The 25,013-nt window shown below is 64.9% G+C and carries 20 protein-coding genes; 7 read left to right on the top strand and 13 right to left on the bottom strand.

Translation table 11 applies throughout. The features are described from left to right. The first annotated feature begins 51 nt into the window (after positions 1 to 51). Complete coding sequence (locus G5A46_RS05290; RefSeq protein WP_163847972.1) at positions 52 to 4,023, top strand: glycosyltransferase; 3,972 nt, start codon at positions 52 to 54, stop codon at positions 4,021 to 4,023. Here G5A46_RS05290 and G5A46_RS05285 read toward each other — a convergent pair. Continuing rightward, positions 3,972 to 4,658, bottom strand: coding sequence for an ABC transporter ATP-binding protein (locus G5A46_RS05285; RefSeq protein WP_163847970.1), 687 nt, complete (start codon positions 4,656 to 4,658; stop codon positions 3,972 to 3,974). The genes G5A46_RS05290 and G5A46_RS05285 overlap by 52 nt on opposite strands. A gap of 3 nt (positions 4,659 to 4,661) precedes the next feature. Continuing rightward, positions 4,662 to 5,753, bottom strand: coding sequence for a KpsE/RkpR family capsule polysaccharide export protein (locus tag G5A46_RS05280; RefSeq protein WP_163847968.1), 1,092 nt, complete (start codon positions 5,751 to 5,753; stop codon positions 4,662 to 4,664). A 101-nt stretch (positions 5,754 to 5,854) separates the two neighbouring features. On the opposite strand from G5A46_RS05280, the gene G5A46_RS05275 reads away from it, so the two are divergent. Then, positions 5,855 to 6,772: a glycosyltransferase gene (locus G5A46_RS05275; RefSeq protein ID WP_163847966.1), complete on the top strand. Its 918-nt coding sequence runs from the start codon at positions 5,855 to 5,857 to the stop codon at positions 6,770 to 6,772. 2 nt (positions 6,773 to 6,774) lie between these two features. Here G5A46_RS05275 and G5A46_RS05270 read toward each other — a convergent pair whose 3' ends face one another. From G5A46_RS05270 to G5A46_RS05250, 5 genes are all read right to left on the bottom strand, one after another. After that, positions 6,775 to 7,560, bottom strand: coding sequence for a sulfotransferase family 2 domain-containing protein (locus G5A46_RS05270; RefSeq protein WP_163847964.1), 786 nt, complete (start codon positions 7,558 to 7,560; stop codon positions 6,775 to 6,777). Beyond that, positions 7,557 to 8,282: a DapH/DapD/GlmU-related protein gene (locus G5A46_RS05265; protein ID WP_163847962.1), complete on the bottom strand. Its 726-nt coding sequence runs from the start codon at positions 8,280 to 8,282 to the stop codon at positions 7,557 to 7,559. Before G5A46_RS05265 ends, G5A46_RS05270 begins: the two co-directional genes overlap by 4 nt. After that, positions 8,279 to 10,456 (bottom strand): glycosyltransferase, encoded by a 2,178-nt coding sequence (locus tag G5A46_RS05260; protein WP_163847960.1) that lies wholly within the window; start codon positions 10,454 to 10,456, stop codon positions 8,279 to 8,281. The genes G5A46_RS05265 and G5A46_RS05260 overlap by 4 nt, the downstream gene beginning before the upstream one ends. Positions 10,457 to 10,563: 107 nt before the next feature. Beyond that, positions 10,564 to 11,979 carry a glycosyltransferase family 4 protein gene (locus G5A46_RS05255; protein WP_163847959.1) on the bottom strand — a complete coding sequence of 472 codons (1,416 nt, stop codon included), beginning with the start codon at positions 11,977 to 11,979 and terminating at the stop codon, positions 10,564 to 10,566. A gap of 14 nt (positions 11,980 to 11,993) precedes the next feature. Further along, positions 11,994 to 13,781 carry an ABC transporter ATP-binding protein gene (locus G5A46_RS05250; protein WP_239520622.1) on the bottom strand — a complete coding sequence of 596 codons (1,788 nt, stop codon included), beginning with the start codon at positions 13,779 to 13,781 and terminating at the stop codon, positions 11,994 to 11,996. 278 nt (positions 13,782 to 14,059) lie between these two features. On the opposite strand from G5A46_RS05250, the gene G5A46_RS05245 reads away from it, so the two are divergent. Genes G5A46_RS05245 through G5A46_RS05230 form a run of 4 tightly spaced genes read left to right on the top strand, consistent with a single transcriptional unit; the run spans position 14,060 to position 17,549 of the window. Further along, a complete protein-coding gene (locus tag G5A46_RS05245; protein WP_163847957.1) occupies positions 14,060 to 15,034 on the top strand; it encodes a KpsF/GutQ family sugar-phosphate isomerase in 975 nt (324 codons plus the stop codon). Then, on the top strand, positions 15,035 to 15,829 hold the full coding sequence (locus G5A46_RS05240; RefSeq protein ID WP_163847955.1) for a 3-deoxy-manno-octulosonate cytidylyltransferase: 795 nt from the start codon (positions 15,035 to 15,037) through the stop codon (positions 15,827 to 15,829). Next, the gene (gene kdsA / locus G5A46_RS05235) at positions 15,826 to 16,668 is read left to right on the top strand and encodes a 3-deoxy-8-phosphooctulonate synthase (RefSeq protein ID WP_163847953.1); all 843 of its coding nucleotides are present in this window, start codon (positions 15,826 to 15,828) and stop codon (positions 16,666 to 16,668) included. The genes G5A46_RS05240 and kdsA overlap by 4 nt, the downstream gene beginning before the upstream one ends. 29 nt (positions 16,669 to 16,697) lie before the next feature. Further along, the gene (locus G5A46_RS05230) at positions 16,698 to 17,549 is read left to right on the top strand and encodes an ABC transporter permease (RefSeq protein ID WP_239520621.1); all 852 of its coding nucleotides are present in this window, start codon (positions 16,698 to 16,700) and stop codon (positions 17,547 to 17,549) included. Between the two features lies 1 nt (position 17,550). Here the strand turns inward: G5A46_RS05230 and G5A46_RS05225 are convergent, their stop codons facing one another. The 5 genes from G5A46_RS05225 to hslO all read right to left on the bottom strand — a co-directional run bounded on the left by G5A46_RS05225 (position 17,551) and on the right by hslO (position 23,197). After that, positions 17,551 to 18,441, bottom strand: coding sequence for a DUF2793 domain-containing protein (locus G5A46_RS05225; protein WP_163847951.1), 891 nt, complete (start codon positions 18,439 to 18,441; stop codon positions 17,551 to 17,553). Between the two features lie 114 nt (positions 18,442 to 18,555). Then, positions 18,556 to 20,400 carry an ABC transporter ATP-binding protein gene (locus G5A46_RS05220; protein ID WP_163847949.1) on the bottom strand — a complete coding sequence of 615 codons (1,845 nt, stop codon included), beginning with the start codon at positions 20,398 to 20,400 and terminating at the stop codon, positions 18,556 to 18,558. Between the two features lie 46 nt (positions 20,401 to 20,446). Next, positions 20,447 to 21,601 (bottom strand): CCA tRNA nucleotidyltransferase, encoded by a 1,155-nt coding sequence (locus G5A46_RS05215; RefSeq protein WP_163847947.1) that lies wholly within the window; start codon positions 21,599 to 21,601, stop codon positions 20,447 to 20,449. Further along, positions 21,598 to 22,203, bottom strand: coding sequence for a CoA pyrophosphatase (locus G5A46_RS05210; RefSeq protein ID WP_163849887.1), 606 nt, complete (start codon positions 22,201 to 22,203; stop codon positions 21,598 to 21,600). Before G5A46_RS05210 ends, G5A46_RS05215 begins: the two co-directional genes overlap by 4 nt. After that, positions 22,193 to 23,197 carry an Hsp33 family molecular chaperone HslO gene (hslO, locus tag G5A46_RS05205; protein ID WP_163847945.1) on the bottom strand — a complete coding sequence of 335 codons (1,005 nt, stop codon included), beginning with the start codon at positions 23,195 to 23,197 and terminating at the stop codon, positions 22,193 to 22,195. Before hslO ends, G5A46_RS05210 begins: the two co-directional genes overlap by 11 nt. 80 nt (positions 23,198 to 23,277) lie before the next feature. On the opposite strand from hslO, the gene G5A46_RS05200 reads away from it, so the two are divergent. Continuing rightward, the gene (locus G5A46_RS05200) at positions 23,278 to 23,718 is read left to right on the top strand and encodes an NUDIX domain-containing protein (protein ID WP_163847943.1); all 441 of its coding nucleotides are present in this window, start codon (positions 23,278 to 23,280) and stop codon (positions 23,716 to 23,718) included. A 14-nt stretch (positions 23,719 to 23,732) separates the two neighbouring features. Here G5A46_RS05200 and ilvA read toward each other — a convergent pair whose 3' ends face one another. Continuing rightward, positions 23,733 to 24,968, bottom strand: a complete 1,236-nt coding sequence (gene ilvA / locus G5A46_RS05195) for a threonine ammonia-lyase IlvA (protein ID WP_163847941.1) — start codon at positions 24,966 to 24,968, stop codon at positions 23,733 to 23,735. Between the last annotated feature and the right edge of the window lie 45 nt (positions 24,969 to 25,013).

The following is a 25,013-nucleotide window of genomic DNA, read 5'->3' as shown; positions in this document are numbered from 1 at the left end:
AATAATGGGGATCAGGTTAAGAAATGGTTTTTTTCGATTTCGGATTGTTCGATGTCTACGTTCGCTGACCCTCCTGCGGAGCCGGGTCGAAACCGCATCGCCTCGATTGTGCGCGATTTTGCAGCCCGCAGTAGCGAAGGCGTGGCGCCCCCCCCCGGTTTCGACGTGGCCTCCTATCTCGACATCAATCCCGATGTCGCTGCGATTTGTCCGCCCGGCCCTGATCAGGAAAAGGTCGCGATCCGCCACTTCCGCAACCATGGAGCGAGCGAGATGCGTCGCCTGCTTCGTGATGGGCAGGGGATCGACCACCCGGACAGCCGCCTGCTGACCGACCCGGACATGCGCCAATATTGGCGCGCCTGGCTCCGCGTGCTGACCGGCGGCACCGGGCAGACGATAATGGACCTGTTGCGCTCTCACCCCCGTGCCATCTGGTTGCAGCTGGGGTTTTCCGTTCTGACCTACCTTGCCGCGCGGCCCAACCTCGCCGCCGAGGTCGAGTCCGTGGAGGAAGCCGCGTTCCATTTCCTGGAATTCGGCCTGGAGGAGGGGATTCACGGGCGCCCCGAACGATGGGAAAACGATTTTGTTCTCGCCCGTTATGGCGTGTCGACGGAAGGTAAGACCACCGCTATCGCACTCCTGTCGGAGCTGCGCGGCACGGCCCTCGCGACCTCTGCCCACGGCTTTTGCCTCCCGCTGACAGAAGTTGAGTTCTGGCATGGTTTCGGCCTGGCCGGTCAGGCTTGCGCAGAGCGGTTCGACCCCGATTTCTACCATGCCGCCGCAACCCGCGACGGCATTCCCCCCAGTCGAACGGACCGATTGCCCCTGATCCGCCACTTCTGCAGCCACGGCATCCGCGCCGGGCTGCCCCTGGGGCCCGGCCTGCAACCAGAGGATGACTTCTTGGCCGATCCTGCCATTCAGGACCACAACCCGCCCGTTGCGGGGACGGCGCCGCTTCCGGTTCGGTATCGGTGGTGGTTGAAATCCGGCCTGACCGTCGGCGCCGCGCCCAACCTCGCGGCCTGGGCACGGATGACCTACGGGCTGTCGCTTCCGCCGGGCATCACCACCCAGCTTAAGCGCGCCGCCCTGGCCGACCCGACGCTCCGCCCGTTGACGATGGCGGGACGCATCGGCCACCTGGTTGCCCACCCCCTGCCCGGCCTGGCGGCTTGCGACGGCCAAGCGACCGGTATGCCGCAATTTCTGACCGATGTCGCGGATCGTCTCGCTTTTGGAAAGGACAGTGACAGCGCCCTCTCCCTTTACCGCCTGGCGTTGGAGGCCATGCCAGATTTTTCCCGTGCCCGCGTGCACTTGGCGGACCTGTTGCAGCGACAGGGCCGGTTGATCGAATCGCGCCACCAACGTCAGAAACTGCCACCGGACACTCGCGGAGGCTGGAATCGTATCGCCTCTGGCCGGATCGCACTGGATCTCGGCAACCCGGCAGAGGCGGCAGATCACCTGGCCTCCCTGCCCGAGGACGGCGAAGGTGATGTCGCCCTGAAACAAGCACGCGACGCACTGGCGACGCAGCTCGTCAACAAGGTTTGGCAGAATCATCCCGAGCATGTAGCGACAGAAGGGTTGCTTGCCACCCAGAAACTGCTGCGGCGCTGCCTGACCGCTTTCGCGCCGCCGCATCCCTGGCCATCGCCGCCTTTTCGTCCGACAAGATCGGTCGCAGTGATTGCCGGGACCGACCTGCCGCAATGCCACCTCTATCGTGCCGAACAGAAAATCGACCAGCTGACCGCCGCCGGCCTGAACGCGACCCTCTACGATACCTCGGACGACCTGGCCGCGTTCAAGACTGCCATCGGAACCCATGACACAGCGATTTTTCACCGTCTGCCGGCCGTTCCACCGGTGGTTGCCGCCATTCTGACCGCACGTCGATCCGGGTTGATGACGGTTTATGATATCGATGACCTGGTGTTCGACACCGCGCATTTTCCGCCGCCGCTCGACGATTACGCCGGCCAGATCAGCGCCGCAGAACACGGGACGATGGCCTGTGGCGCAGTGCTGTTCGATCATGCCATGCGCCTGTGCGATATTGGCATCGCCTCGACCGCCGCGCTGGTTCCGTTTCTCCGAGAACGGGTCCGCACCGGCCAAGTCCTGCACCATCCCAACGCATTGGGAAAGAAGCATTTATCCGCGATGAACCTCCCGTCAAACCAGCCACGACCCAAAGATCGCGTCGTAATGCTCTATGCCTCCGGAACCAAGGCACATAAATCGGCTTTTCACGACATCCTGGAGCCGGCCCTGGCCCGAATTCTCCGCCGTTTTCGAAACCGGGTGGAGCTGCGCCTCATCGGAGAGTTTGGCACGTTCCGCCACCTTGATACATCCGACCCTGCGGTCACGCTTCTGCCGCCGAACTTTGACTTCAGTGCCTATTGTGCCCTGCTGGCGGAGGCGGATATCGCACTATCGGTGCTTGCTCCCACAGAGTTTACGCATTGCAAAAGCGAAATAAAATGGCTTGAGCCTGCGCTTTTCGGGATTCCCGCAGTGGTCAGTGCAACCGACACCATGCGAGATGTGGTGATCGACGGGGAAACCGGTTTTCTATGCACAACCAGCAAGGAGTTTGCCCAAACGCTCTCCCGCCTGATCCGGCAGCCCGACCTTCGAGACCGAGTTGGCCAAGCCGCCAGAACCGCCGTTCTCGCCTCACGTCAGCCCGACCAGATGGGACGGCGGCTCGTTCAGGGGCTGGCAGGGGTAACCACCGGCCTGCCAGCCAGGGGCCGCGCAGCCGAACACCGAACTACCAAGATTGCCCACCCTGCAATTCAGGCCCCGAAGACGAAGCCCAAAATCTTGCTGGTGAATGTCTTTGCTCCGCCGCAGCGGATCGGTGGCGCCACGCGTGTGTTTGAAGATCATCTGCGCCTGCTCCGCGATTCCTCTGCTGAAAAATACGAGGTGGAGATCCTGTGCACCGCGCCCGGCCCCACCGTCCCAGAGCTGCAAATCGGCGAGTGGAACGGGTTGCGCCGCTGGGCGATCGCGGTCGGCAGCGATGACGAAATGCGCGGCCACAACCCACGAATGACCACACCTTTCACCGAACTTCTACGACATGCCGCGCCAGATTTGGTGCATTTTCACTGTATCCAACGCCTGACCGCCACCATCGTTGATGAAACCCGCCACGCCGGCCTGCCCTATGCCATCACGGCACATGATGGGTGGTGGATTTCGCCCAACCAATTTTTGCAAAATCCGCGCGGCCAGCAGGAGTTGTACGATTTTTCCGATCCGATAAATCTTCCTCCGCGCGCGCAATCCTTGCAGGCCGCATTAACGGGCGCCCAGGCGGTACTGGCCGTATCGGCCCCTTTCGCAGCACTTTACCAAAGCTGCGGCGTCCCCAATGTGATCACGCTGGCGAACGGCATCTCTTCGTTTCATCCGCTGCCACGCCTCCCGTCGTCAGATGGTCGTTTGCGGTTGGGACATTTCGGCGGGGATACCCGTCACAAGGGCGCACATCTCCTGCGGGCTGCCTTGACCTCATGCGACTATCGGCACCTGTCGCTCACCCTCGTGGATAACGCCATGGCACCAGACAATTGTCGCACCGAAACCTGGGGTACGACGCCGGTCACACGGATCGGACGCCAACCGCAAGACGCCATGCCGGCCCTGTTTGCACGAACCGATGTGCTCCTGGCTCCTTCTGTCTGGGAAGAAAGTCATGGTCTGATCACCCGAGAAGCATCAGCCGCCGGACTTTGGGTCGTGGCCTCCGACCGGGGTGCGATCGGCGGCGATATCATCGAAGCAAAATCGGGGTTTCGCATTTCGGTGGCGAATTATCTGCCCTTGGCGGCTGTGTTATCGGAATTCGACAGAAATCCTGCCCATTTTGCCAAACCGCCGGCACCCCCCCCCGTCCTTCGTCCCGTACATCATCAAGTCACCGAACTGACAAAGCTTTACGACACCTGGCTGTCAGAGAGGCGGACGGGAGAAGACATATTGGTCTGATGGCAGGCGATTGCCCCTTCGATGCTATCGAACCAGGTCAGCCGCCCCCCCTCCAGAACCGCGCCAGCGGTGCAACTTTGCCGCAGGAATTCCATCGAATGACTGACGACGATCGCCCCCGCACGCTTCAGCCGCGCCTGAAAGAAAGCCTCGCTTTTCCGCCGGAAGGCAGCATCCCCGACAGCGGTAATCTCATCCACTAGATAGGTATCGAATTGCAACGCCATGGTCATACCGAAGCTGAGCCGCGCCTTCATTCCGGAGGAATAGGCACGTACGGGGAGGTGAAACTTCGGTCCCAACTCGGCAAAATCGCGGACGAACCGGATCATTCCCCCGCTATCGGCCCCGTAGATTCGTGCCACGAACCGGACATTCTGCACCCCGGTCAGATCCGGGTGCAACGCACTGGCCAACCCGAGGGGGAACGATACACGGCCACTGGTCAGCACTTCGCCAGAGGTGGGGGCACAGGTACCCGCAATCAGCCGCAGAAGGGTCGACTTTCCGGCGCCGTTTCTCCCCAACAGCCCGACACTGACCCCTGTCGGAAAGCAGGTATCGATCGAATCAGCCACGACCAGGCGCCGCCCATCCAGGACGTGGATCTTTGTCAGGCCGCGCAGCACGATCATGCGCTAGCGCCTGTCCTTGAGCGCATAGGCGGTCAGCAATGTAGCCGCCCAGAGCAGCGTGGAAAAAAGCCCGACAAGTACCATCCACAACCATCGGTCGGGATGCGTTGGGGATTCGGCCAACGTCGGGTTGATATGCGCTGCCAGGTACCGGCTTTGCCGTATGGCCCTGGCTTGGGCAGCATCGAAGGCCGCAAATGCCGTTTCATAAGCCCGCTCTGCCACCTGTACATCCACTGCCAAACGTTCGTACTCTCCCAGAAGGTCCGCGAAGGCCGGATCTTCGCGACCATTCCCGTCACCCTCTCCCAGCTTCTGCTTTTCCCCGGCAATCCGGGCTTCGATCACGTCGACGCGGCGTTCGGACTGTCGGATTCGCGGGTCTTGCGCACGGGCTGTCTGGCGCAGCAAGTCGAGATCGATCATCGATTGCGCCAGCTGAGCCTGAAGCGACGTCAACAGGCTGGCCTGACCGTGGATCGTGGCCTGCGGATCGACGATCTGGGTTCGGTTGCGAAACCGCGTCAATGCGCTGCGGGCCCGTTTCAGCAGATCGACGGATCGCGCCAGTTCGACCTGGGCATGGCGCGTGGCATCTCTGCGGGCCTCGTCCGACAACCTGTTGATCATGATGGAACATTCGCGCAGGATCAGTGCGGCGATCGCTTGGGCATCACGGGCGGAATAGGCTTGGACCTCGAGGTCGATCAATCCCGTACCATTGTCCGTGTTGACTTGGACGCGCCGGCGCCAGTGCCGGGTCAGATCTTCGATCCTGCCCGGGGGTCTGAACGCGAAGACCGGATCACCCGCCAGCCAGCCCCCAGGTTGCGACCAGGCCCTGCGCAAATCCAACCCGGCTTCGATGCGGCGCACCAGCACGCCGCTCTGGATAAAGCGATAGAGAATATCCGTATCCGACGATGCTTTTCCGGCCAGGGCGCTCATCCCGCCCATGAAATCCAACGCCGGTCCCTGGTCGTCGGCCCGGACCGAAAACCCCACGCGGGAGACGAATCGGTCTGCCGCACGCGTCCACAAATACCAGCCCGTCACCGCCAATGGCATCACAACCATGACCATGAAAGTCATCATGACTGCGCGATGTCTTCGCCGAAACCGCGCGGGGCGGACGGGTGGCGGGACAGGTCGTCCCAGCCCTGCATTGGAAACACCGCTCACCTGTGGATCCTTTCGTGACCCGTGTTGTTCAGATCGTCATGGCAACACGGAACGGCGCGCGGTTTCTTCCTGCGCAACTGAATTCCATCGCCGAACAGAAGCATCAATCCTGGCAATTGCTGGTCGGGGACGACCGTTCCGACGATGGAACCCGCGCGATTCTGAGGGGGTTTGCGGCCCGGCACCCCGGCCGTGTCTGCATCGTGACCGGACCGGGGCAGGGAGTTGCCGCAAATTTCCTGAACCTCACCCAGCGCGCAGTCGAGAGAGCGCCGGGGATGCCATTGGTCTTTGCCGATCAGGATGACCTGTGGTGGCCGGGACGGTTGGGCAGTGCCCTTGCGGGCATGGACGCAGGGGCCGGCGACGTGGTCGCTCATGCGTCGCGCATCGTGCTGATCGACGCGCAGGATCGGTATCTTGGCTGCGGAGGTCGGGTGCAACGCGGACCGTCCTTTGGCAATGCGTTGGTTCAAAACGTACTTCCCGGGCATGCTCTGGCCCTGTCGCCGGCGGCAGCCCGGACATTGGCCCGATCCGCCCCTGTGGCACTGGCGGCCGGGGTCGCGTTTCACGATTGGTGGGCTTACCTTCTTGTTGCTGCGGTCGGTGGCCGGATCACGCTGGGGACAGAAGTCACCGTCGGATACCGGCAGCATCGGGGCGCCCAATTTGGGTATGGCGCCCGGCACCGCATTGCGCGGGCCTGCGCGGCGATCAGCGGTACATATGCCGACTGGATTTCCGCCAACCTCGCTGCCTTGGCCCGGATCGAGGATGTCAGCCCAGAGGCGCGGCGCCTCGCCGAATCTTTTTCCGACGCACGGATCAACCGACGGGCCCACCTGTCGATCGGACGCCATGGCGTTCATCGACAAGGAGGCGCAGGAGACATGGCCTTGCGGGCGCTGGCGTTTATCGGGCGGCTCTGACGTCATTGGACTGCTCTGAGTCGGGAGATCAGGCTGCGATCCAGGACCACAAAACCGGACACCTGCCGCGCCGTAACGGGGTCCAGTTCGCTCAACAGCCTTGGCCAGGCGGCGGCTCCCGGCCTGGGACCGGCATTGATCGCAGGCGGGATGTCGACGTTTCGCGCCAGCAGTTGGGACATTCCCGTAGCGGCCTCCTCCATCGCGTCGGTAAAGAAAACGCGGTTCAGCTTCTTTGCGTTGGTTTCCGCCAGGGTCAGCCTCTCTTCGTTGGAGAGCGCGTCGTATTCCGCGCTGCCGCGCACCCGGCCGGTGGCAAGGTAGCGGGTTTGTGCATTGTCGTAGTGATCGCGAATGAAGTTGCGCCAGATTGCGTCACCCCCTTGGAAATATGCGCTGGGCGACCAGATGAGAGCCCGGTGCAAACCCAGATATTCCGGGCGCGCCAGGATCGCAGGGTCCAGGTGGGCGGCCTTGTGCCGAAGGTAGTAGTAGAATGAGGCGATCCGCTCCTCCGGGTTACGGAGAAGGGTGAACACCAGATTGTCGCCGCCAGGAAAATCGGCTGCGTCCCAGTCCAGATGCCCGGAATAGAGCCTGTAGCCCCGGGGAAATTGACCTTGCCCGGAACACGCCTGCGTATGAACCCGAACAGGGGAAACGCCTTTGCGCCCATAGACCCGCATGAGCGCCGCGTGCACCGCCTGACCGCCAGTGCGCGGAATATGAGCAAAGACACAGATCGGCAGCCGCTGCGCGCGCGCGCGACCGAAACGCCAGGTCATCATGCTGTCGCCTCCGCAAGGTCAAGGACATCCGGGGTGAACGGCGCCTCCGTCATCGATTGCACCGCATGAGCGAACTTTCCCGGCTGCGCGGGGTCGAGATGCGCAAGTTGCCAGGGTGCGTATCGCCACCAGCGGGATCGCAGCACTGGCGAGATCAGATCGGGCGGCAATCGGTAGCGCTTGATATGCGCGGGGTTGCCGGCGACCACGGCATAAGCCGGCACGTCCTGAGCGACCACGGCACCCGCCGCCACCACGGCACCGTCACCGATGCTGACACCGGCGCAGATGATCGCGGCATGGCCGATCCACACGTCATTTCCGATCCGCGTGACTTGAACCCGGGTCGGTGGTCGGCTCGGTTTGACCCTGTAGGCGTGGAACTCCGCAGCGCCATTGAAACCACCGCCCAGATCAAACAGCCGGTCGCCAAGATAGAAGGAGGGGCTGGTACTGACCCAGTCGGTGGGGTGGTTCTGGCGCCCGATCTGCACGTCTTCGCCGAAAGAACAGTAGCGGCCTATCCTGGCGGCAAAGCAGTAGCCGGAGACCTGGTAGGAAAAGGCACCGAGGTCGAGCGAGTGTTCGAACTGGGTCCACTTCAGGCTGGCCGGCGCCTCGATCCGGGTATTGCGGGGGAGGGAAACCCGGTTGCCGGGCCGCGACAGCAACTCGATCCCGCGCGCGGCCAGGGTGGCACGGCTGACTTCGACACGGGTCATGCGGCAATCGTCCGGCGCGGCCCTGCCCCCGGACCGCGGGCGCGGGCATCCATGGCGAGAGCCTGCCAAACCCGTCCCGCGGCGACCGAAGGGTCGGGATGGTACGGCAGCAGGTGACCGTTTGGTGCCTTGGCAAGGGCCTCCCCCTGGGCGCCAAGATCGAAGCCCAGCACAGGCAGACCGGTGGCAAGCGCCTCCCATGTGGTGAAGGAAAACGTTTCCGGCCAGACCGACGCGATCAACCAATGCGTGACCCCGTAGCGGCGGGCGAGGCCGGAAATCTGACGGGGGACATACCCGCCATGGATCATGGCATCAGGGATAGGGCATGTCGGATCCAGGTTGCCCATGATCACAAGATCGCCCCCCAGCGCATGCAGGTGCGGAGAGAGCGAGGCCAACACCCTTGCCCCCTTGGCCGGGTTCGCATGGCCCAGCACTCCCAGACAAAGCGCGCTGCCCGAAACCGGCGCGCGGATCGCGGCAGGAACGTGAGGCAGGCGATGGGGACGGATGTGGATACGGTCGGCGAGGCGAGGCCATTGATCCGCAACCAGATCCGCGCTGGCAGCACTGAAGACCGTCATCTTGTCGGACGCCTCTGCCAGATTGCGCCATTCCGATTGCCAGTGGCGCAGCGTAACCAAACCCCCATCCGGGCGCCTGAGGGCATGGGCTGGATCGCCCTCCTCCGGCAGGCCGCGAAAGGCGTCGTTACGGCCCAGCAACGTGTAGGAGGGGGAAAGAGGGAAATAGTCGTGGAAACACAGTTCAAGCCTGTCTTCTGGCCCTTTCAACCCACACAGAAAACCGGGCAGGGTGATCGGATCGGGATCACCGACCCCGCAGGAATAGGAGATGTGGCGCCGGGATGGCAGCGCGCACAGGGTCTGAACCATGGCGGTGTCATCGGTTTCACCCGTCACGACGACACCGACGGCGTGGAGTTCCAGGCGCCAGCGGCGCACGCCGCCGACGCGCAGGACAAGCGCGGCGCCGTGGTCTTCGGTGTCCTTGGCCAGGCGCTGGCCCAGGGCGGTTTCCGCCCCGCCGCCCATCGAATGGGCAAGATGCACCGGAAGGGCGCCGATCGCCCCGGCCCAGGTGATGCCCAGCGCCAGGCGCGCGGCCAGCAGGGGATCGCGCGCGATGAAATCCTGCACTTGCTGATCATGGTCGGGGTGACGGCGGGCAATCAATGCGTTGTGGCGCGTGACCAACGCGGCTTTCCTTGTGCCGAAACTGCCGCCACCGCGATGTTCGACGAAAACGCCCGGGTGGATCAGGTGGCGCCCGCCCAGGGCGCGGATCCTGTGGCACCAATCGACTTCCTCGCCGTAGCCGGGGGAAAACACCGGGTCGAAACGGGGCACGCGTTCCAGCCAGCGGCGGGAGATTGCCATGCAGAAACCCACCCCGCAGGGCGCGTCGACCGGGGCCATGGCCAGCCGGGCGGCGACCTGGTCCATTGCCGCCGCCTGGCCTGGCAACAGGTCGACCTGTCCGCAGATCACCGGGGCCGATGCGATCTCTGCAAAGTTGGACATCGGCGTCACGCTGGCGATCCTGGGCCGCGACAGCGGCGCCAGCAGACGTGGCGCCCAGCCGGACGGCAGGAAGGCGTCGGAATTCAGTAGAACGATCGGGCCCCGGCCCTGCGCCAGCGCAGCGGAAAAGCCGCGGTTCGCAGCATCCGGAAAGCCGCGATTGCGCGGCAACTCGATCAGGGTGGTGCACGAGCGGCGGGCGGCACACCATTCCCGCAGGAAAGGACGCACAGCAGGGTCGGCGGAACAGTCGTCAACGATATAGAGGTGCCAGGGCAGGCAGGTGTTCCGGTCAATCCGGTCCAGGGTTTCGCGCAGCAGCGCCAGTGCGTCATGCACCGGCAACACGATCGCGACCGGCCCCTGGTACCCGCCGGGATCGGGACCATCGCGCCAGGCCAGCGGTGGCAGCACCGCCGCGCCCGAGAACGGGACCAGCCCCAGATGCGTCTTTACCCTGTGCCGGGCTTGCAGGCGCCGGGCCGGGTCGCGCATCAGCGCGCATAGCATCAGCGCCGGCGCAGCCCGCAGGAAGTCGCGCAGAAATCGCAGGGGCAGCCACCTGCCCCGCGGTATCCCGTGGGCGGCAAGATAGCGCGCGCGCAACGCAAGAAGATGTGAAACCATTCCGATCCCGTCCGTCATACCAACCATTCGGCTGGCACCAGATCACCCGGATCAGGTTTCCGTTCGCTTAATTTTCCCACCCTTCAGAGCGGTTTTTCCGGCGAATTCTACAGATCCTCCCCGGCAGGCTCCGGGGAATCGTCTTGCAACGCCCCGGCAACATCGGCCCCGACTGCGGCCCAGTCGCGCAGGTCGGTGGCCGCGATTCGGTCCTCCAGCGCCTGACGATGGGCGGGGTCGCACAGGCGCCGCACGCCCTTCGAGATCGAGGAAATCGAGGCCGGATCACAATATTCCACCAGTTCCCCCCCCACTTCGGGCAGGGAAGTCACAGCGGAGACGAGGCCCGTTTTTCCATAGGCCAACCCCTCTCCAACGGGCAGGCCCCAGCCCTCGTAAAGGCTTGGCATCGTGGTAAAAACGCAATGCCGGTAAAGATATTCCAGGTCGTCGTCGCCCGGCTGTTCAACGATCTGCACCCAACCGCCCCACCCGCCTGTCGCGTCGAAGGCGCGGAAGAAATCGTCGTTCAACCATCCCCGTTTGCCCGCAAGAACCAGGCGCGGCAGGTCGACGCCGTCCTCCTGTGCCAGGCGCGCCCAGGCCTGCGCCAGGCGCCAGTTGTTCTTGTGCGCGGCCATGGTGCCCACACAAAGCGCATAGGGCAGTTTGGCCACGTCCCGTATATCCGCGCGGCGATGCCGTTCCGCGCTGAGCCCCTTGCCAACCTCCGCCGCAATGTGGCCCGAGACGGTCGCCTGGGCCAGTGGCGTGACGTGGATCGGCACCGACCACCCCTGTTCGGCCTGGACCTGCGCCAGATCACGGGCGGTGGCCTGGGAATTGGCCAGGAAGATCGTGGCCAGCCCGGCCATCCGCGTCAGCCAATCCAGGAAATGCGCCGGGTTGCCATGCACCATGCCGGGCAGTTTCAACGGGATGACATCGTGGATCAGAACTGCGATCCGGGCGCCCTGGCGGGTCAGCGCGGTCAGCGCGTCCACCGTCTGGGGCGTGTCCCAGCCAGAGCCGAGGATGCAGACGACATCCCCCGGCGCCACATTCAGGGGCGTCGCAACCGGCGCGCGCAGGGCCGCATCCGCCGGGGCGCGGCGCAGGTCGCGCCATTCCGCGACGCTCAGTCCGCGGCGCCGCAGGTAGCTTTCGTTGCCCCGCGCGGCTTCGAGGTCAAGGCGGGCCTTGTGATAGCGGTATTTCAGCGTCCCGCGGGGGTATTTGTGCAAGGTCTGGTCCGCCCGGTCGCGGGGCGGCTTGCCCCCGCGATCCAGTGCCAGCGCCGCCGCGACGGCATGCGGGGCCATCCGGTCCAGCGCCAGCAAGGGGCCGGCGGAACAGGCAACATATCCACCGCTGCGCGCATCGTGGCGGATCAGCCGGATGTTATCGGGCCCCAGCGACTGCGCGGCGTGGCGGATGATCATCAGCGCGGCACGCTGGATCCCCGCCAGGGTGTGATTGCTCCCGACCTGGGCCGCGATATCGGTGATGTCGAAATGGTACACCGCCTGCTCCGCGCCTAGTCGTAGCTTTGCTTTTGCGCGCCGAACATCCCGGCATACAGCCCGCCCTGCGCCATCAGATCGGCATGGCTGCCCGTTTCCACCACCTTGCCGGCGTCCAGCACGTAGATCCCATCGGCATGGGTGATCGCGGAAAGACGATGCGCCACGATGATCGTGGTCTTGCCCTCGGACAGTCGGGACAGGGCGCGCTTCACCTTGTCCTCAGTGCGTTGATCCAGCGCCGAAGTCGCCTCGTCCAGCAGCAGGATCGGAGCAGAGCGGAGGAAGGCACGCGCGATGGCGATCCGCTGTTTCTGCCCGCCGGACAGCTGACTGCCCTTCGGCCCCAGCGGCGCGTCGCCACGGGCGCGGATCAGGTCGGCGATCTCTGCGTCTTCGGCGGCGGCCCAGATTTCGTCATCCGTGGCCTCGGGCCGGACATAGCGGATGTTTTCCCAGATCGAATTGTTGAAGATCACGATATCCTGCGCCACCACGGAGAACGCATTGCGCAGTGCCTTGACCTGCAACTGGTTGATCGGGGTGCCGCCGATGCGGATTTCTCCGCCGTCGACATTGTAGAGCCGGGTGAGAAGCGACAGGATCGTGGTCTTGCCGGAGCCCGTCGCGCCGACGATGGCGGTGGTGCCGCCTCCGGGGATCGTCACGTTCAGCCCCTCGAACAGGGGGTGGTCGGCGGAATAGGAGAAGGTCACGTCATCCAGCACGATATCGCCGGTCAAGTCGAAATCGGCGCGCGCCTCGGGCGCGTCCACGATCGACGGCTTCACCCTGTAAAGGCTGCGCACCCCGTCCAGGATCACCAGGTTGGCCTGCAACCGGGCAAAGAATTGCGCCAGCAGGCGGGCCGGGTCGAAGACCAGCACCAGCCCCAGCAGGAAGGCGATGATCCCGGCGCCGTCCAGCCCGTAGTCGCCCGACAGCACCATGTAGCCGCCGCCGCCGATCACCAGCACGTAGACAAAGGCCGACATCAGGTCGATGGAAGGCATCACCAGCGCCTGCGCGGATTGCAGGCGGATGGTCAGGCCGCGGATTTCGCGTGTGGATTTCAACAGGCGTTCCCGTTCGTTGGGCTCCTGTCCCGAAATCTTCACGGTGCGCATGCCGTTGGTCATTTCCTCGATCCCGCCCATGTAATTGCCCATGGCGTTTTCCGCGCTGGCCTGGATCGACTTGATCCGCGAGGACACGGCCTGCATCAGCAGGATGATCATCGGCAGGACCAGCACGAAGGCGGCGAAAAGGACCGGCGACTTGTAGATCAGGTAGGCGGAGACGATCACCACCGTGGCCGCATCGCGCACCGCGCCGACGGTCTGCTGACCGACGAACTGGCTGAGGTCGTCGGCCTGGTTTACCAGTCGCAGGATGATTTCCCCGGCCGGTGTCTTTTCGAAATAGGCCAGGTCCAGTGTCATCAGGTGGTCGATCAGGTCGCGGCGCAGCTCCAGCACCGCCTCCGAGGCCAACCAGACCGACACGCGAGGCACCAGGTAGGACATCAGCGCCCGCATCGCGAAGAGAAAGAAGACCACGGCGCAGACCTTGATCAGGTCGCTGGCGGCTCCATCCTCGAAAATGACGCGCAGGCCATCCTCTGTCAGGGCCAGGAATTGCTGGTAGACCAGCCCCTGCACCAGGATCATGCCCAGCACCACCAGCAGAAGCGGCGCGCGCTTTTTCAGGTAGGTGGACCAGAACCAGCGGATATTATCCTTGTCCTGATCATTGAACATTGCGGGGCGGTCAGTCTGGGTACGGCGGAACGGAAGTCGCATGTCTTGCCTCGTCTCGGCCTCGTCTCGGGCTTCGGGGCATGTAGCCTCTTTCCCGCGCCGCGTCACCCCTTCGGCGGGTTCGGGACGGGCGGGGGTCCGCCTCCGCCGGGCGTATCCATCGAAAGAAGCAGGCGCTCCGGCACCGCTCGCGGGTGTTTTGTCGCGAAACTCACCGCGCCGTCCTCGGGCGGAGGCCGCCCGCCCATAGCCCGCCGGAGGTGTGGCGCGGCGTTGCGTTCTGCGGTAGCAGGGGAAAAACCCCGGTGGAGACAGCACATATGGCGGCAATCGAGGCAGAGACGGCACAGATCGACGCCGTCGGACGCAAGGTTCTGGAGACGGAAAGCGCGGCCCTCCAGCGCCTATCGACGGAACTTCCGGCGGATTTCGCCCCGGCCGTGCAACGCATCTTGGCGCTGGAGGGTCGAGTGATCGTCGGCGGCATCGGCAAATCGGGCCACATCGGTCGCAAGATCGCGGCCACGCTTGCCTCGACCGGGACGCCGGCGCTGTTCGTTCATGCCTCCGAAGCCAGTCACGGCGACCTGGGGATGATCGGCGCCGGAGATGTCTGCCTGCTGATCTCCAATTCCGGGGAAACCGCCGAATTGGGTGACATCATCGCCTATACCCGTCGGTTTTCCATCCCGTTGATCGGCATTTCGTCGCGCGCGGACAGTGCGCTGATGCGCGCCGCCGACCTGCGCCTGCTGCTGCCCCCCGCGCCGGAGGCCTGCCCGATGGGCATGGCGCCGACCACCTCCACCACCATGACGCTGGCCCTGGGCGATGCGCTGGCGGTGGCGCTGATGGAATGCCGCGGCTTCCGGGCCGAACATTTCGCCGTCTTCCACCCCGGCGGCAAGCTGGGCGCGCAGATGGCCCGCGTCAGCCAGTTCATGCACGGTGGCGGCAGCCTGCCCGTGGTCGACGTGAACACGCCAATGGCCGACACGCTGCTGGAAATGACCTCCAAGGGGTTCGGCATCACCGCCGTCACCCGTGACGACGGTAGCCTGGCCGGGATCGTCACCGATGGCGATCTGCGGCGCAAGATGGATGTGCTGATGCAAAGCCGGGCGGGCGATGTCGCCACCCGCAATCCGGTCACCGTCTCGCCCGATCTGCTGGCGGCCGAGGCGCTGGCCCTGATGAACGAGCGCCGGATCCTGGTTCTGCTGGTCGTCGATGGCGCGCATCGGCCGCTGGGGGTTCTGCATGTCCACGATCTGTTGCGCGCGGGAGTTGTCTGAATGAAAAGTGTCATCGTGATCCCGGCCCGCTACGCCTCCTCCCGCTATCCGGGGAAGCCGCTGGCCGAACTCACCCTGCCCGACGGCAGCCGCAAGAGCCTGATCCGCCTGTCCTGGGAGGCCGCCTGCCAGGTGGAGGGGCCCGACGCGGTATTCGTCGCCACCGATGACGACCGGATCCGCCAGGCGGCGGAGGCGTTCGGCGCTCAGGTCATCATGACCACGCCGGAGGCCCGCAACGGCACCGAACGCTGCGCCGAGGCGCTGGCCAATGCCGGGCTGGCCGCCGATGTGATCGTCAACCTGCAAGGCGACGCGCCACTGACGCCGCCCTGGTTCGTGGAGGCGCTTCTGGCCGAGATGGCCCGCCAGCCGCAGGTCGGCATGGCGACCCCGGTGCTGCGTTGCGATCCCGTCACCTATGGCCATTTTGTCGAGGACCGCAAAGCCGGACGGGTCGGTGGCACCACCGCCGTGTTCGATGCGGCGGGCGATGCCCTCTACTTCTCCAAGGAAGTCGTGCCCTATGTCGACCCCGGCAAGCTGCCGGATCCCGTGCCCGTCTTCCATCATGTCGGTGTCTATGCCTACCGTCCCGAGGCGCTGAACGCCTATCTCGGCTGGGCACCCGGCCCGCTGGAATCTCTTGAAGGATTGGAACAGCTGCGCTTTCTCGAAAACGGGCACAAGGTCCGCTGTGTCGAGGTCGACGGGCGTGGCCGCGTGTTCTGGGAGCTGAACAACCCCGGCGATGTCGCCCGGATCGAAACCGTATTGAAGGAGCAGGCCCAATGACCGACCCGCGTATCGTCGAAATCGGCGGCATCCCTTTTGGCGGCGACAATCCCATCGCCCTGATCACCGGCCCCTGCCAGCTGGAAAGCCTGGATCACGCCCGCATGATGGCCGAGAAGATCGCCGAGGCCTGCGCGCCCACCGGCACCCGGTTCATCTTCAAGGCGAGCTATGACAAGGCCAACCGCTCCTCCATCTCCACCCGGCGGGGGCTGGGCATGGAGAAGGGTTTGGAAATTCTGGGGCGCATTCGCGACGAATTCGACGTACCTGTCCTGACCGATGTGCACGACCCCGCCCAATGCGCCCCCGCGGCCGAGGTCTGCGACGTGCTGCAAATCCCAGCCTTTCTGTGCCGGCAAACCGATCTGCTGCTTGCGGCGGGCAAGACAGGCGCGGCAGTGAACATCAAGAAGGGGCAGTTTCTGGCCCCCTGGGACATGGCCAACGTGGCGGAGAAGGTCGCCTCTACCGGGAATGACCGCGTGATGCTGTGCGAACGCGGAACATCCTTCGGCTACAACACCTTGGTGACGGATTTCCGGGGACTTCCGACGATGGGGGCGACCGGATGGCCGGTGATCTTCGACGCCACCCATTCGGTCCAGCAGCCCGGCGGGCAGGGCACCACCAGCGGCGGACAACGTGAATTCGCGCCGGTTCTGGCGCGCGCGGCCTGCGCGGTGGGGATTGCCGGATTGTTCATCGAAACCCACGAAGACCCGGACAACGCCCCCTCGGACGGGCCGAACATGATCCCGGTGGACCGGATGGCAGGGCTGATCGCCGAATTGCGCGCATTTGATGCATTGCGGAAGGAGGGCGTGCAGGGGATCTGACGAATGCTAACCCTTTGGTAAGGTTTGGCATGGCAGAACACCGCAAGTTGGTTGCTTGCGAGGGGCGGATGCCCGACCTGTCGTCACATCATGATCCGCCTTTGCGCCCGGTCATGCCCCGCATGATCACCGGCCGGGTTATCCTGGCCCTTGTCTTGCGGGAAATGTCGACGACCTATGGCAGATCGCCGGGCGGGTATCTCTGGGCGATCCTGGAACCGGCCCTGGCGCTGGCCCTCATGGTGGCGATCTTCGCCGCCGGATTTCGCACGCCGCCGCTGGGCCGGGATTTCGCGATCTTCTTTGCCACCGGCTACCTGCCATTTGCCATGTTCTCCGCAACTTCGCAGAAGGTCGCGCAAGCGTTGAATTTCAACCGACAATTGCTGGGCTTTCCCCGCGTGACCTTCCTTGACGCCCTGTTGGCCCGGTTCCTGCTGGCGGTCCTGACGCAGGCGATGGTCTCTGTCGCAATCCTGGCGGGCATCGTGATGCTATTCGAAACCCGCACGATCCTGGATCTGTCGGTGATCGTCGGCGGCTTTGCCCTCGCCGCCGGCCTCGGGCTGGGGGTGGGGGTGCTGAACTGCCTGCTGATCTCCCGGCATCAGGTCTGGCACAGTGTCTGGTCAGTGCTGACGCGACCACTGGTTCTGGTTTCCGGCGTCCTCTTCTTGCATGACGGCGTGCCGGAACCCTGGCGCGGATGGCTGGAATGGAACCCGCTGGTCCATGTCACCGGGCTGACCCGAAGCGGATTCTACCATGGCTACGATGCGGGCTATGCCGACCCTCTTTATGTGACAGGGTTGGCCCTTGGCCTGGGAACCATGGGATTGCTGTTCCTGTCGCGATGGCACCGCGACCTGCTGGATCGATAGATCAGACCTCCCGCCAGGCGGTCCAGCTGCCACCGGCGAACACTCGGACAAAGATCTTGTTCCGGTCCGCCGGAGGATCTGTCAGATGGGCCGTCTGCGTTGTTCCGCCCTGCCCGTCCGCTGCGGTCCGTACTGTGCCGCAGGCGCCCGATCCGCCGGGGGTGGCGGCGGTGGTGGCGTCGAACCGCGACAGCCCTTGCGGCAGCGCATCCAGATCGCCGCCTGACGCATCCATCGCGGCGATCTCCGCCCCTTGGGGCAGGATCACCCGTCCGCTGGCCGGATCGCATCGCAAGCTGTCGACCCAGTTGGCGCCATCCACGCTTACCTTGATGGCAAAGGTATCGCTCCCCGTGGTCCCCATCTCCGCGCGCCCCGCCCACCCGGTCTGGAACAGCAGGCTGGCGGTTTCCGCCGGCGCGGACTTGTTCACCGTGATCCGATGGCCGGCCCCGGCGTGAGACAACAGCGTGCCCTGCCCCTGCACCGCCAGAACATTTGCCACATCGGCTGTGGTGCCGATCCCGACCCCGTGAAGGTTGTCCAGTTCCGGCAGGTCCGCAATCCATCCGGTACCGTCAAACACCAGGGTTTGACCCTCTGCCAGACAATGCGCACGCCAACCGGGGCCGGGGACCGTGTAGATCCAGCCACTGGTATCCCAGCTAGCCACCTGTCCCGCCCGCCCCGCCCAATCGCCGATGGCACCGGCGGCGATCAGATGGCTCTGTCCGGTCGCCGGTTCGGCGGGGGGCTGGATGCGATCGCGATCCTCCACCGCCAATTGCACCGCGATGTCGAGCCGGCGTAGCGCCTCGTTATGAGTGACATGCTTCTGGGCTTGCGCGGGTTGCAGATACGGCAGGGACAGCTTGGCAGAGGTATCGGACATCGGGGCGCTCCTGTTCGGGTCGGTCCCGAGGCTAGGTGCAGGAATGTTAACGACCCGGTGGGCCACCGTAACGATAGGCCCCGCCCCGTCCCCAGCCGCAAACGCAAGTCCGGCCTAGGACGTTTCCCGATCCGCCCCCAGAAACCCGCCCGATTGCCGGGCCCAATACCGGGCGTACAACCCGTCCAGCGCCAGCAATTCATCGTGACTGCCCAGCTCGACAACGCGGCCGCCATCCATCACCGCGATCCGGTCCATATGGCTGATCGTGGACAGGCGGTGCGCGATGGCCAGAACGGTCTTCCCCTCCATCACACGGTCCAGCGCCTGCTGGATCTGGGCCTCCGATTCGCTGTCCAATGCGCTTGTTGCTTCGTCCAGGACCAGAATCGGCGCGTCCTTCAGGATGGCGCGAGCCAGAGCGATGCGCTGCCGTTGGCCGCCGGACAATTTCACCCCCCGTTCCCCCAGCCGCGCGTCGTAGCCGGTGTTGCCCAGGTGATCCGCCAGTTCAGGGATGAACCCGCCGGCCTCGGCTTTGTCAGCGGCGGAAAACAGCGCTTCCTCCGTCGCATCCGGGCGACCGTACATGATATTTTCCCGGGCGGAGCGATTGAACATCGCGGTTTCCTGCGTGACCATCCCGATATGATGGCGCAGGCTGTCCTGCGTCACGTCGCGAATGTCCTGCCCGTCGATCTCCACCCGCCCGGTTTCGGGATCGTGCAGGCGCAGCAACAATGCGACCAGCGTGGATTTTCCCGCTCCCGAAGCCCCGACGATGCCCAGTTTCTGCCCGGCCGGGATCTCCAGGTCGATGCCCTGCACCCCGCCGGTGTCGCGCCCGTAGGCAAAACTGACGTCGTGAAACCGGATGGTGCCGCCTTGAACCCGCAGACCGGTGGCACCGGGACTGTCGGGCAGGCGACGCGCCCGTGCCAGGGTTTCCATCCCGTTCTCGACCTCGCCGATATTGGCGTAGATCGCCATCAGGGTGAAACTGACCCAGCCGGTCATCTGCGCCACGCGCACTGCGATGCTCCCCGCCGCGACGATGTCGCCCTTGCTCGCCATGTCGATGGACCACAACCACAGCGCGCCGCCGACCAGCACCACCGGAAGAACTCCGGCCAATGTCATCAGGCAGATGCGGAACCCGGCCGACAGGTAGCCAAAGCCGACCGCCGTCCTGCGAAACCGCTGCATTGCGCCCAGGGCGGCGCGGTCCTCGTGATCTGCATGGGCGAACAGCTTCACCGTCTTGATATTGGTGATCGTATCGACGATCTGTCCCGACAAACCAGCCCGCGCCCCGGCGCGCTTGGCCGATTGGTGGCGGATACGCGGCAAAAAATACCGGATCAGCAGGACATAGGCCCCAAGCCAGACGATGAACCCCACCGCCAGCCGCCAGTCGATGGACACCATCAACGCCACCGCCCCGCCCATGGAAGCCAGGGCAAACGCAACGACATTGATCAGTTCGACCACAACGTCGGTCATCGCGCGCCCGGTCTGCATCTGCTTTTGCGAGATGCGACCGGCGAAATCGTCGTCAAAGAATTCGACCGATTGGCCCAATGTCCAGCGGTGCAGCCGCGACAGCACAAGGTTGAAGACATTGGGCGCGATCACCACCGATACCGCCGCTGAATTCAGGCCCAGAAGGATCGGCCGCGCCAGCAGAAAGAACACCAGCGTCAGCGCGATCAGCCCCATGTTGTGAACCGTGAAAAACCCATCGGGGCCCAGCGCGTCTGCCGCGTCGATGACCCGCCCCAGGATGTAGGCGGTGCCGGCCTCCATGACCCCTGCCGCAGCGGAGAGAAGGGCCGCAATGACCAGCGCGGGAAAGGCCCCGCGCAGGCCCCAGCGCAGGAAGGCCAGCAGCCTTTGCGGCGGCGGGCCGTCGGCGTGGGCAAAGGCGTCGATCAGGTTTTCTGGTCTTTTCAAGGGCATGGGCAGGATCCGATCCCGGCGAACATCCACCCTTGCCCCTGTGCGGTCAAGCCCGGTTCAGCAAGGCCGCGCGGTCGAGCGTAAAACCGGACGCGATCCAGGTCGCCTCCAGTCGCCGTAACGTCGCGCCAAGCTGCGGGCCGGACAGAGCCGGCATCAGATCCGCCGGCCGGACCGGGAAAACCTGCGCGGCGCCAGCTTCGGCGGCCAGCATTGCCTCCGGGTCCAGCGGCAGTTCGAACAATGCCGCGCGCAGCAACAGGATGTCCCGCGTCAGGACCGCGCCATGTCGATAGCCCAGCTCTGCGGGCGCCGCCGGGCTGGCCATCGCATCGCGCAGCAGCGCCAGCTGCCTGGCCTCTGCCTTGGAGAGGCGCAGGGCGGAGGCGGGGTCTTCGCCCCCGAGGATGGCCAGGCGGCGAATCGGGTCGGGGGCGACCCTGTCTTCAAGGTGGACCAGCGGGCCCAACCCCCGCGCGTCTGCCCCCGGCAGGGCCAGGGACAGGGCGCCGCATTGCGCCATCACCGCAACCGATTGCGCCGGGTCGTGCGCGCTCAGCAATTTGCGCATTTCGGCACCGATGCGTTCGCGAGACAGGCTGTCGATCCCCTCGACCTCCTGAGCGATGGCGGCGAGGGTCTCTGTCTCCATCCCGGCGTCGGGATCGCCGTACCAGGCGTGGAACCGAAAGAACCGCAGGATACGCAGGTAATCTTCGCGAATGCGTTGCGCCGGATCCAGGATGAACCGGAATCGCCGCTGCGCGAGATCTGCCAGGCCCTGGCCCACCGGGTCCAGCACAGTGCCGTCGGGCCGGGCGTAAAGGGCATTCATGGTAAAGTCGCGGCGCAGGGCGTCGTCTTCCATCCGCGCGGCAAAGGCCACGACAGCGCGTCGGCCGTCGGTTTTCACATCGCGGCGAAAGGTCGTTATTTCAAAAGGCTGGCCGGAGGCAATCACGGTGATAGTGCCATGATCGATCCCTGTCGGCACCGCTTTCATTCCGGCGTCGCGTGCCAGCGCCATCACCTTTTCCGGGTGGGCATCGGTGGCAATGTCGATGTCGCCGACCGGCACATTCAACAGCGCATCGCGCACGCAGCCACCGACAAACAGCGCCTGGTGCCCGGCCTCGGTCAGCATCGCGCAGACCGCCTGCGGCGCCGGTTCGGCGATCCAACGGGCCGTGATGCGGGTCATCTGTCCAGGGCCGCTGCCAGCCGGCGCAGCATCAGCGCCGTCGCGCCCCAAATGTAATAGGGCCCCCAGGGGACGGTGTAATATTGCCGCATCACGCCGCGCCAGCGCCGCCCCTGGACCTGGTATTGGCCCAGGTCCAACAGATGCGCCATCGGCACCCGGAAGACTTCGGCGACTTCGCCCGGTTCGGCGATGATGTCGAACGGTGCGGAAATGCGGGCAATGACCGGGGTCACGCTGAACGCGGTGACGGTCACATGGGGCGTCAGGTAGCCCAGGATTTCGACCCGGTCGCGCGGCAGCCCGACCTCTTCTTCGGCCTCGCGCAAAGCGGCGGCGGTGACATCGGGGTCGGTCGGATCGACCTTGCCACCGGGAAAGGCGATCTGGCCGGGATGATGTTTCAATGCCGGCGAGCGGCGGGTCAGCAGGACGTGAAGATCGCCGCCGACATCCTCCAGCGCGACAAGCACACCGGCCGGGCGGGTCTGGCCACTGCTGGTCGGGGCCAGTTCCGGGTTCAGGTCGAAATCCGACGAAGGCGGAGGCGGCGTTTCCAGCGCCTCCGCAATCCGTCGGTAACTGGCTTCTTCAGCCTTCATCATCGCCCTTCCGGGGTGCTTCGGCCTCGAACCCGACGGTGGCGGGGTCCAGAACGTAATGGGCACCGCAGAATTGGCAATCGGCTGTGACCGTGCCTTCGTCCGTGGTCATCTTTTCGATGTCCCGGGCGGAATAGATCGACAGGCTTTGCCGCACGCGGTCCTCCGAACAGGTACAGCCGAAGCGCACCGTCTGGGCGTCGAAGACCCGGGGCTGTTCCTCGTGAAACAGACGCATCAGAAGCTGCGTCGGCGTCACGTTGGGACCGATCAGTTCCAGCGCCTCCACCGAATCCAGCAGGATGTTGGCGCGGTTCCAATCCTCTTCCTCGTCGCCGTCCACCAGGTCGGAGGCAACCAGAAGACCACCGTCGCCGGTGCCGCCCTCGCCGGTGACCGAAGGGGAGGCCTTGGGCATTTTCTGCAACATCATGCCCCCCGCGCGCCAATGTTCGGCGCCGCCCACCTCGGTCGAGCGGCCAAAGCTGAGGGAAAACCGGGTCGGCAGTTGTTCGGACTGGGCGAAATAGGCCTCCGCACATGCGGTCAACGAGCCGCCGGCAATCGGGGTGATCCCCTGATAGGGCTGCATCCCTTCCCCCTGGTCGATGAGGATGGCGAAATACCCCTCCCCCAATTGGTCGAACGGGGCGGCGTCAGTCAGACGGTCGCGGGTGAACCCGGCATAGGCGCGGATGCGGGCGGGTTCGCCTTCGGCAGTGGGGCCGTAGTAATCGGTCGCGATCATGCGTACCGCGCCCTTGGTCTGAACCTGAAGGGACAGCTTCCACCGCAGTTTGATCGTCTGGCCGATCAGGGCGGTCAGCAGGGCCATTTCAGCCACCAGCGCCTCCACCACGGGGGGGTAGTCGTGCTGCCGCAGCACACCTTCGAGCACCCCGTCCAGGCGCGCGACACGGCCACGGATGTCGGATGTATCCAGCTGGAACGGCAATACCGTGTCGTCCCAGGCGATCTTGCTGCCTATTGTCATGAGGTCCTCGACGCTTGCTCTTGGCATAACCCGGTGCGAGGTAAGGGGCAAGCGAGCCGGCTTCAAGGAGCGATGGGCAAATGAGACGATACGGAGCGCGACCGGACCCCGATCGCCGCTACACCGCCCGGCCGGGCGCCTATGCCATCCTGCCGCGGGGCGGGCGGGTGCTGGTAACCCTTCAATCCGGGCCGGAGCCCGAGCTTCAGCTGCCCGGAGGAGGCATAGACCCCGGAGAATCCGCGATTTCCGCCCTGCACCGCGAGGTGGAAGAGGAAACAGGATGGGCCATTGCGGCGCCACGCCGGGTGGGTATGTTTCGCCGCTTTGCCTACCTGCCGGAATACGATCTGCACGCCGAGAAGATCTGCCATGTCTTCGTTGCACGGCCCCTGCTGCAACGCGGTCCGCCGACGGAACCGGGGCACTGCGCCCTGTGGATGCCCCCCGCCGCCGCGGTGACGCGGCTGGCCAACCCGGGCGATGCGGCGCTGCTGCGACAGGTGATGGGGCGGAGGTGATCCCGCGCCGGGCGCTAGATCAGGAATTCCGCCAGGATCGTGTCGTGGGTGATATCGCGGTAGGTAAAGCCATGCGCGCCCAAACGGTCGAACAGCGCATCGAAATCCGCAGCTTCCCTGGCCTCGATCCCGATCAGGACCGAGCCGAAATTGCGCGCCGATTTCTTCAGATATTCGAAGCGTGCGATATCGTCGTCAGGGCCCAGCAGGTTCAGGAATTCCTTCAGCGCACCGGGCCGCTGCGGCAGGCGCAAGATCAGGTATTTTTTCACCCCGCCGTGGCGTTGCGCCCGTTCCTTGACCTCGGGCAGGCGTTCGAAATCGAAATTCCCCCCGGAGGTGATACAGATCACCCGCTTGCCCCGGATCTCCTGTGCCAGGGGGGCCAGCGCATCGACGGACAGCGCCCCGGCAGGTTCCAGCACGACGCCCTCGATGTTCAGCATCTCCAGCATGGTGATGCAGATCCGGTCCTCGGGCGCGGCCAGCACGTCACCGGCCGCGATCCCCGCCAGCCGGGCCCAGGGCTGTTCACCGATCCGGGCCACGGCCGCGCCGTCGACAAAGCTGTCCACCTTGTTCAGCGTTACGGGCTGCCCTGCCTCCACCGCAGCGGCCAGAGACATGCCTCCGGCGGGTTCGACGAATTTCAACCCCTGGTCGGGGCCGAAATAGCTGCGGATGCCCGCCGCCAGCCCGCCCCCGCCCACCGGCAGCACGATCAGATCCGCACCACCGGGCATCTCTGCCTCGATCTCGGCCCCGATGGAGGCCTGACCCAGGATCACGTCCTCATCGTCGAAGGGCGCCAGAAAATGCCCCCCCGCCTCCGCGCAGAAGGCCTTGGCCTCCGCCAGGGTGTCGTCGAAATAATCGCCGATCAGCCGGATCTCGATATGATCGCCGCCGAAGATGCGGGTTTTCTGGATCTTCTGCTGGGGCGTGGTGACGGGCATGAAGATCACGCCATCCACCCCGAAATGCCGGCACATATAGGCCACGCCCTGCGCATGGTTGCCCGCGCTGGCACAGACGAACAGCCGCGCGCCATCGGCCCGGCGCATCGCGTTGAAGGCGCCGCGCAGCTTGTAACTGCGCACGGGCGACAGGTCTTCGCGTTTCAGCCAGATGTCGGCGCCATATTTGTCCGACAGGTGATCGTTGCGCGACAGCGGGGTCGCGGGAAAGACCTGGCGCATCGCCACCATTGCGGCGCGGGCGCGGTCGCGGAAATCTTCTTGGTCGCTCATCGTCTTTCCATGCCCCGGCGCGGCGGTCTGGGCAAGGGCACAACC

This window comes from Pseudooceanicola aestuarii (assembly GCF_010614805.1).
GTDB lineage: Bacteria > Pseudomonadota > Alphaproteobacteria > Rhodobacterales > Rhodobacteraceae > Pseudooceanicola > Pseudooceanicola aestuarii.
This window is presented reverse-complemented; position numbering and strand designations above follow the sequence as displayed.

Excerpts from the sequence above, each read along its gene's own strand:
- G5A46_RS05290 (WP_163847972.1), top strand. The coding sequence starts at position 52 with ATGTCTACGTTCGCTGACCCTCCTGCGGAGCCGGGTCGAAACCGCATC.
- G5A46_RS05285 (WP_163847970.1), bottom strand. The coding sequence starts at position 4,658 with ATGATCGTGCTGCGCGGCCTGACAAAGATCCACGTCCTGGATGGGCGG.
- G5A46_RS05280 (WP_163847968.1), bottom strand. The coding sequence starts at position 5,753 with ATGATGACTTTCATGGTCATGGTTGTGATGCCATTGGCGGTGACGGGC.
- G5A46_RS05270 (WP_163847964.1), bottom strand. The coding sequence starts at position 7,560 with ATGATGACCTGGCGTTTCGGTCGCGCGCGCGCGCAGCGGCTGCCGATC.
- G5A46_RS05265 (WP_163847962.1), bottom strand. The coding sequence starts at position 8,282 with ATGACCCGTGTCGAAGTCAGCCGTGCCACCCTGGCCGCGCGCGGGATC.
- G5A46_RS05260 (WP_163847960.1), bottom strand. The coding sequence starts at position 10,456 with ATGGTTTCACATCTTCTTGCGTTGCGCGCGCGCTATCTTGCCGCCCAC.
- G5A46_RS05250 (WP_239520622.1), bottom strand. The coding sequence starts at position 13,781 with ATGCGACTTCCGTTCCGCCGTACCCAGACTGACCGCCCCGCAATGTTC.
- G5A46_RS05245 (WP_163847957.1), top strand. The coding sequence starts at position 14,060 with ATGGCGGCAATCGAGGCAGAGACGGCACAGATCGACGCCGTCGGACGC.
- G5A46_RS05240 (WP_163847955.1), top strand. The coding sequence starts at position 15,035 with ATGAAAAGTGTCATCGTGATCCCGGCCCGCTACGCCTCCTCCCGCTAT.
- kdsA (WP_163847953.1), top strand. The coding sequence starts at position 15,826 with ATGACCGACCCGCGTATCGTCGAAATCGGCGGCATCCCTTTTGGCGGC.
- G5A46_RS05230 (WP_239520621.1), top strand. The coding sequence starts at position 16,698 with ATGGCAGAACACCGCAAGTTGGTTGCTTGCGAGGGGCGGATGCCCGAC.
- G5A46_RS05225 (WP_163847951.1), bottom strand. The coding sequence starts at position 18,441 with ATGTCCGATACCTCTGCCAAGCTGTCCCTGCCGTATCTGCAACCCGCG.
- G5A46_RS05220 (WP_163847949.1), bottom strand. The coding sequence starts at position 20,400 with ATGCCCTTGAAAAGACCAGAAAACCTGATCGACGCCTTTGCCCACGCC.
- G5A46_RS05215 (WP_163847947.1), bottom strand. The coding sequence starts at position 21,601 with ATGACCCGCATCACGGCCCGTTGGATCGCCGAACCGGCGCCGCAGGCG.
- G5A46_RS05210 (WP_163849887.1), bottom strand. The coding sequence starts at position 22,203 with ATGAAGGCTGAAGAAGCCAGTTACCGACGGATTGCGGAGGCGCTGGAA.
- hslO (WP_163847945.1), bottom strand. The coding sequence starts at position 23,197 with ATGACAATAGGCAGCAAGATCGCCTGGGACGACACGGTATTGCCGTTC.
- G5A46_RS05200 (WP_163847943.1), top strand. The coding sequence starts at position 23,278 with ATGAGACGATACGGAGCGCGACCGGACCCCGATCGCCGCTACACCGCC.
- ilvA (WP_163847941.1), bottom strand. The coding sequence starts at position 24,968 with ATGAGCGACCAAGAAGATTTCCGCGACCGCGCCCGCGCCGCAATGGTG.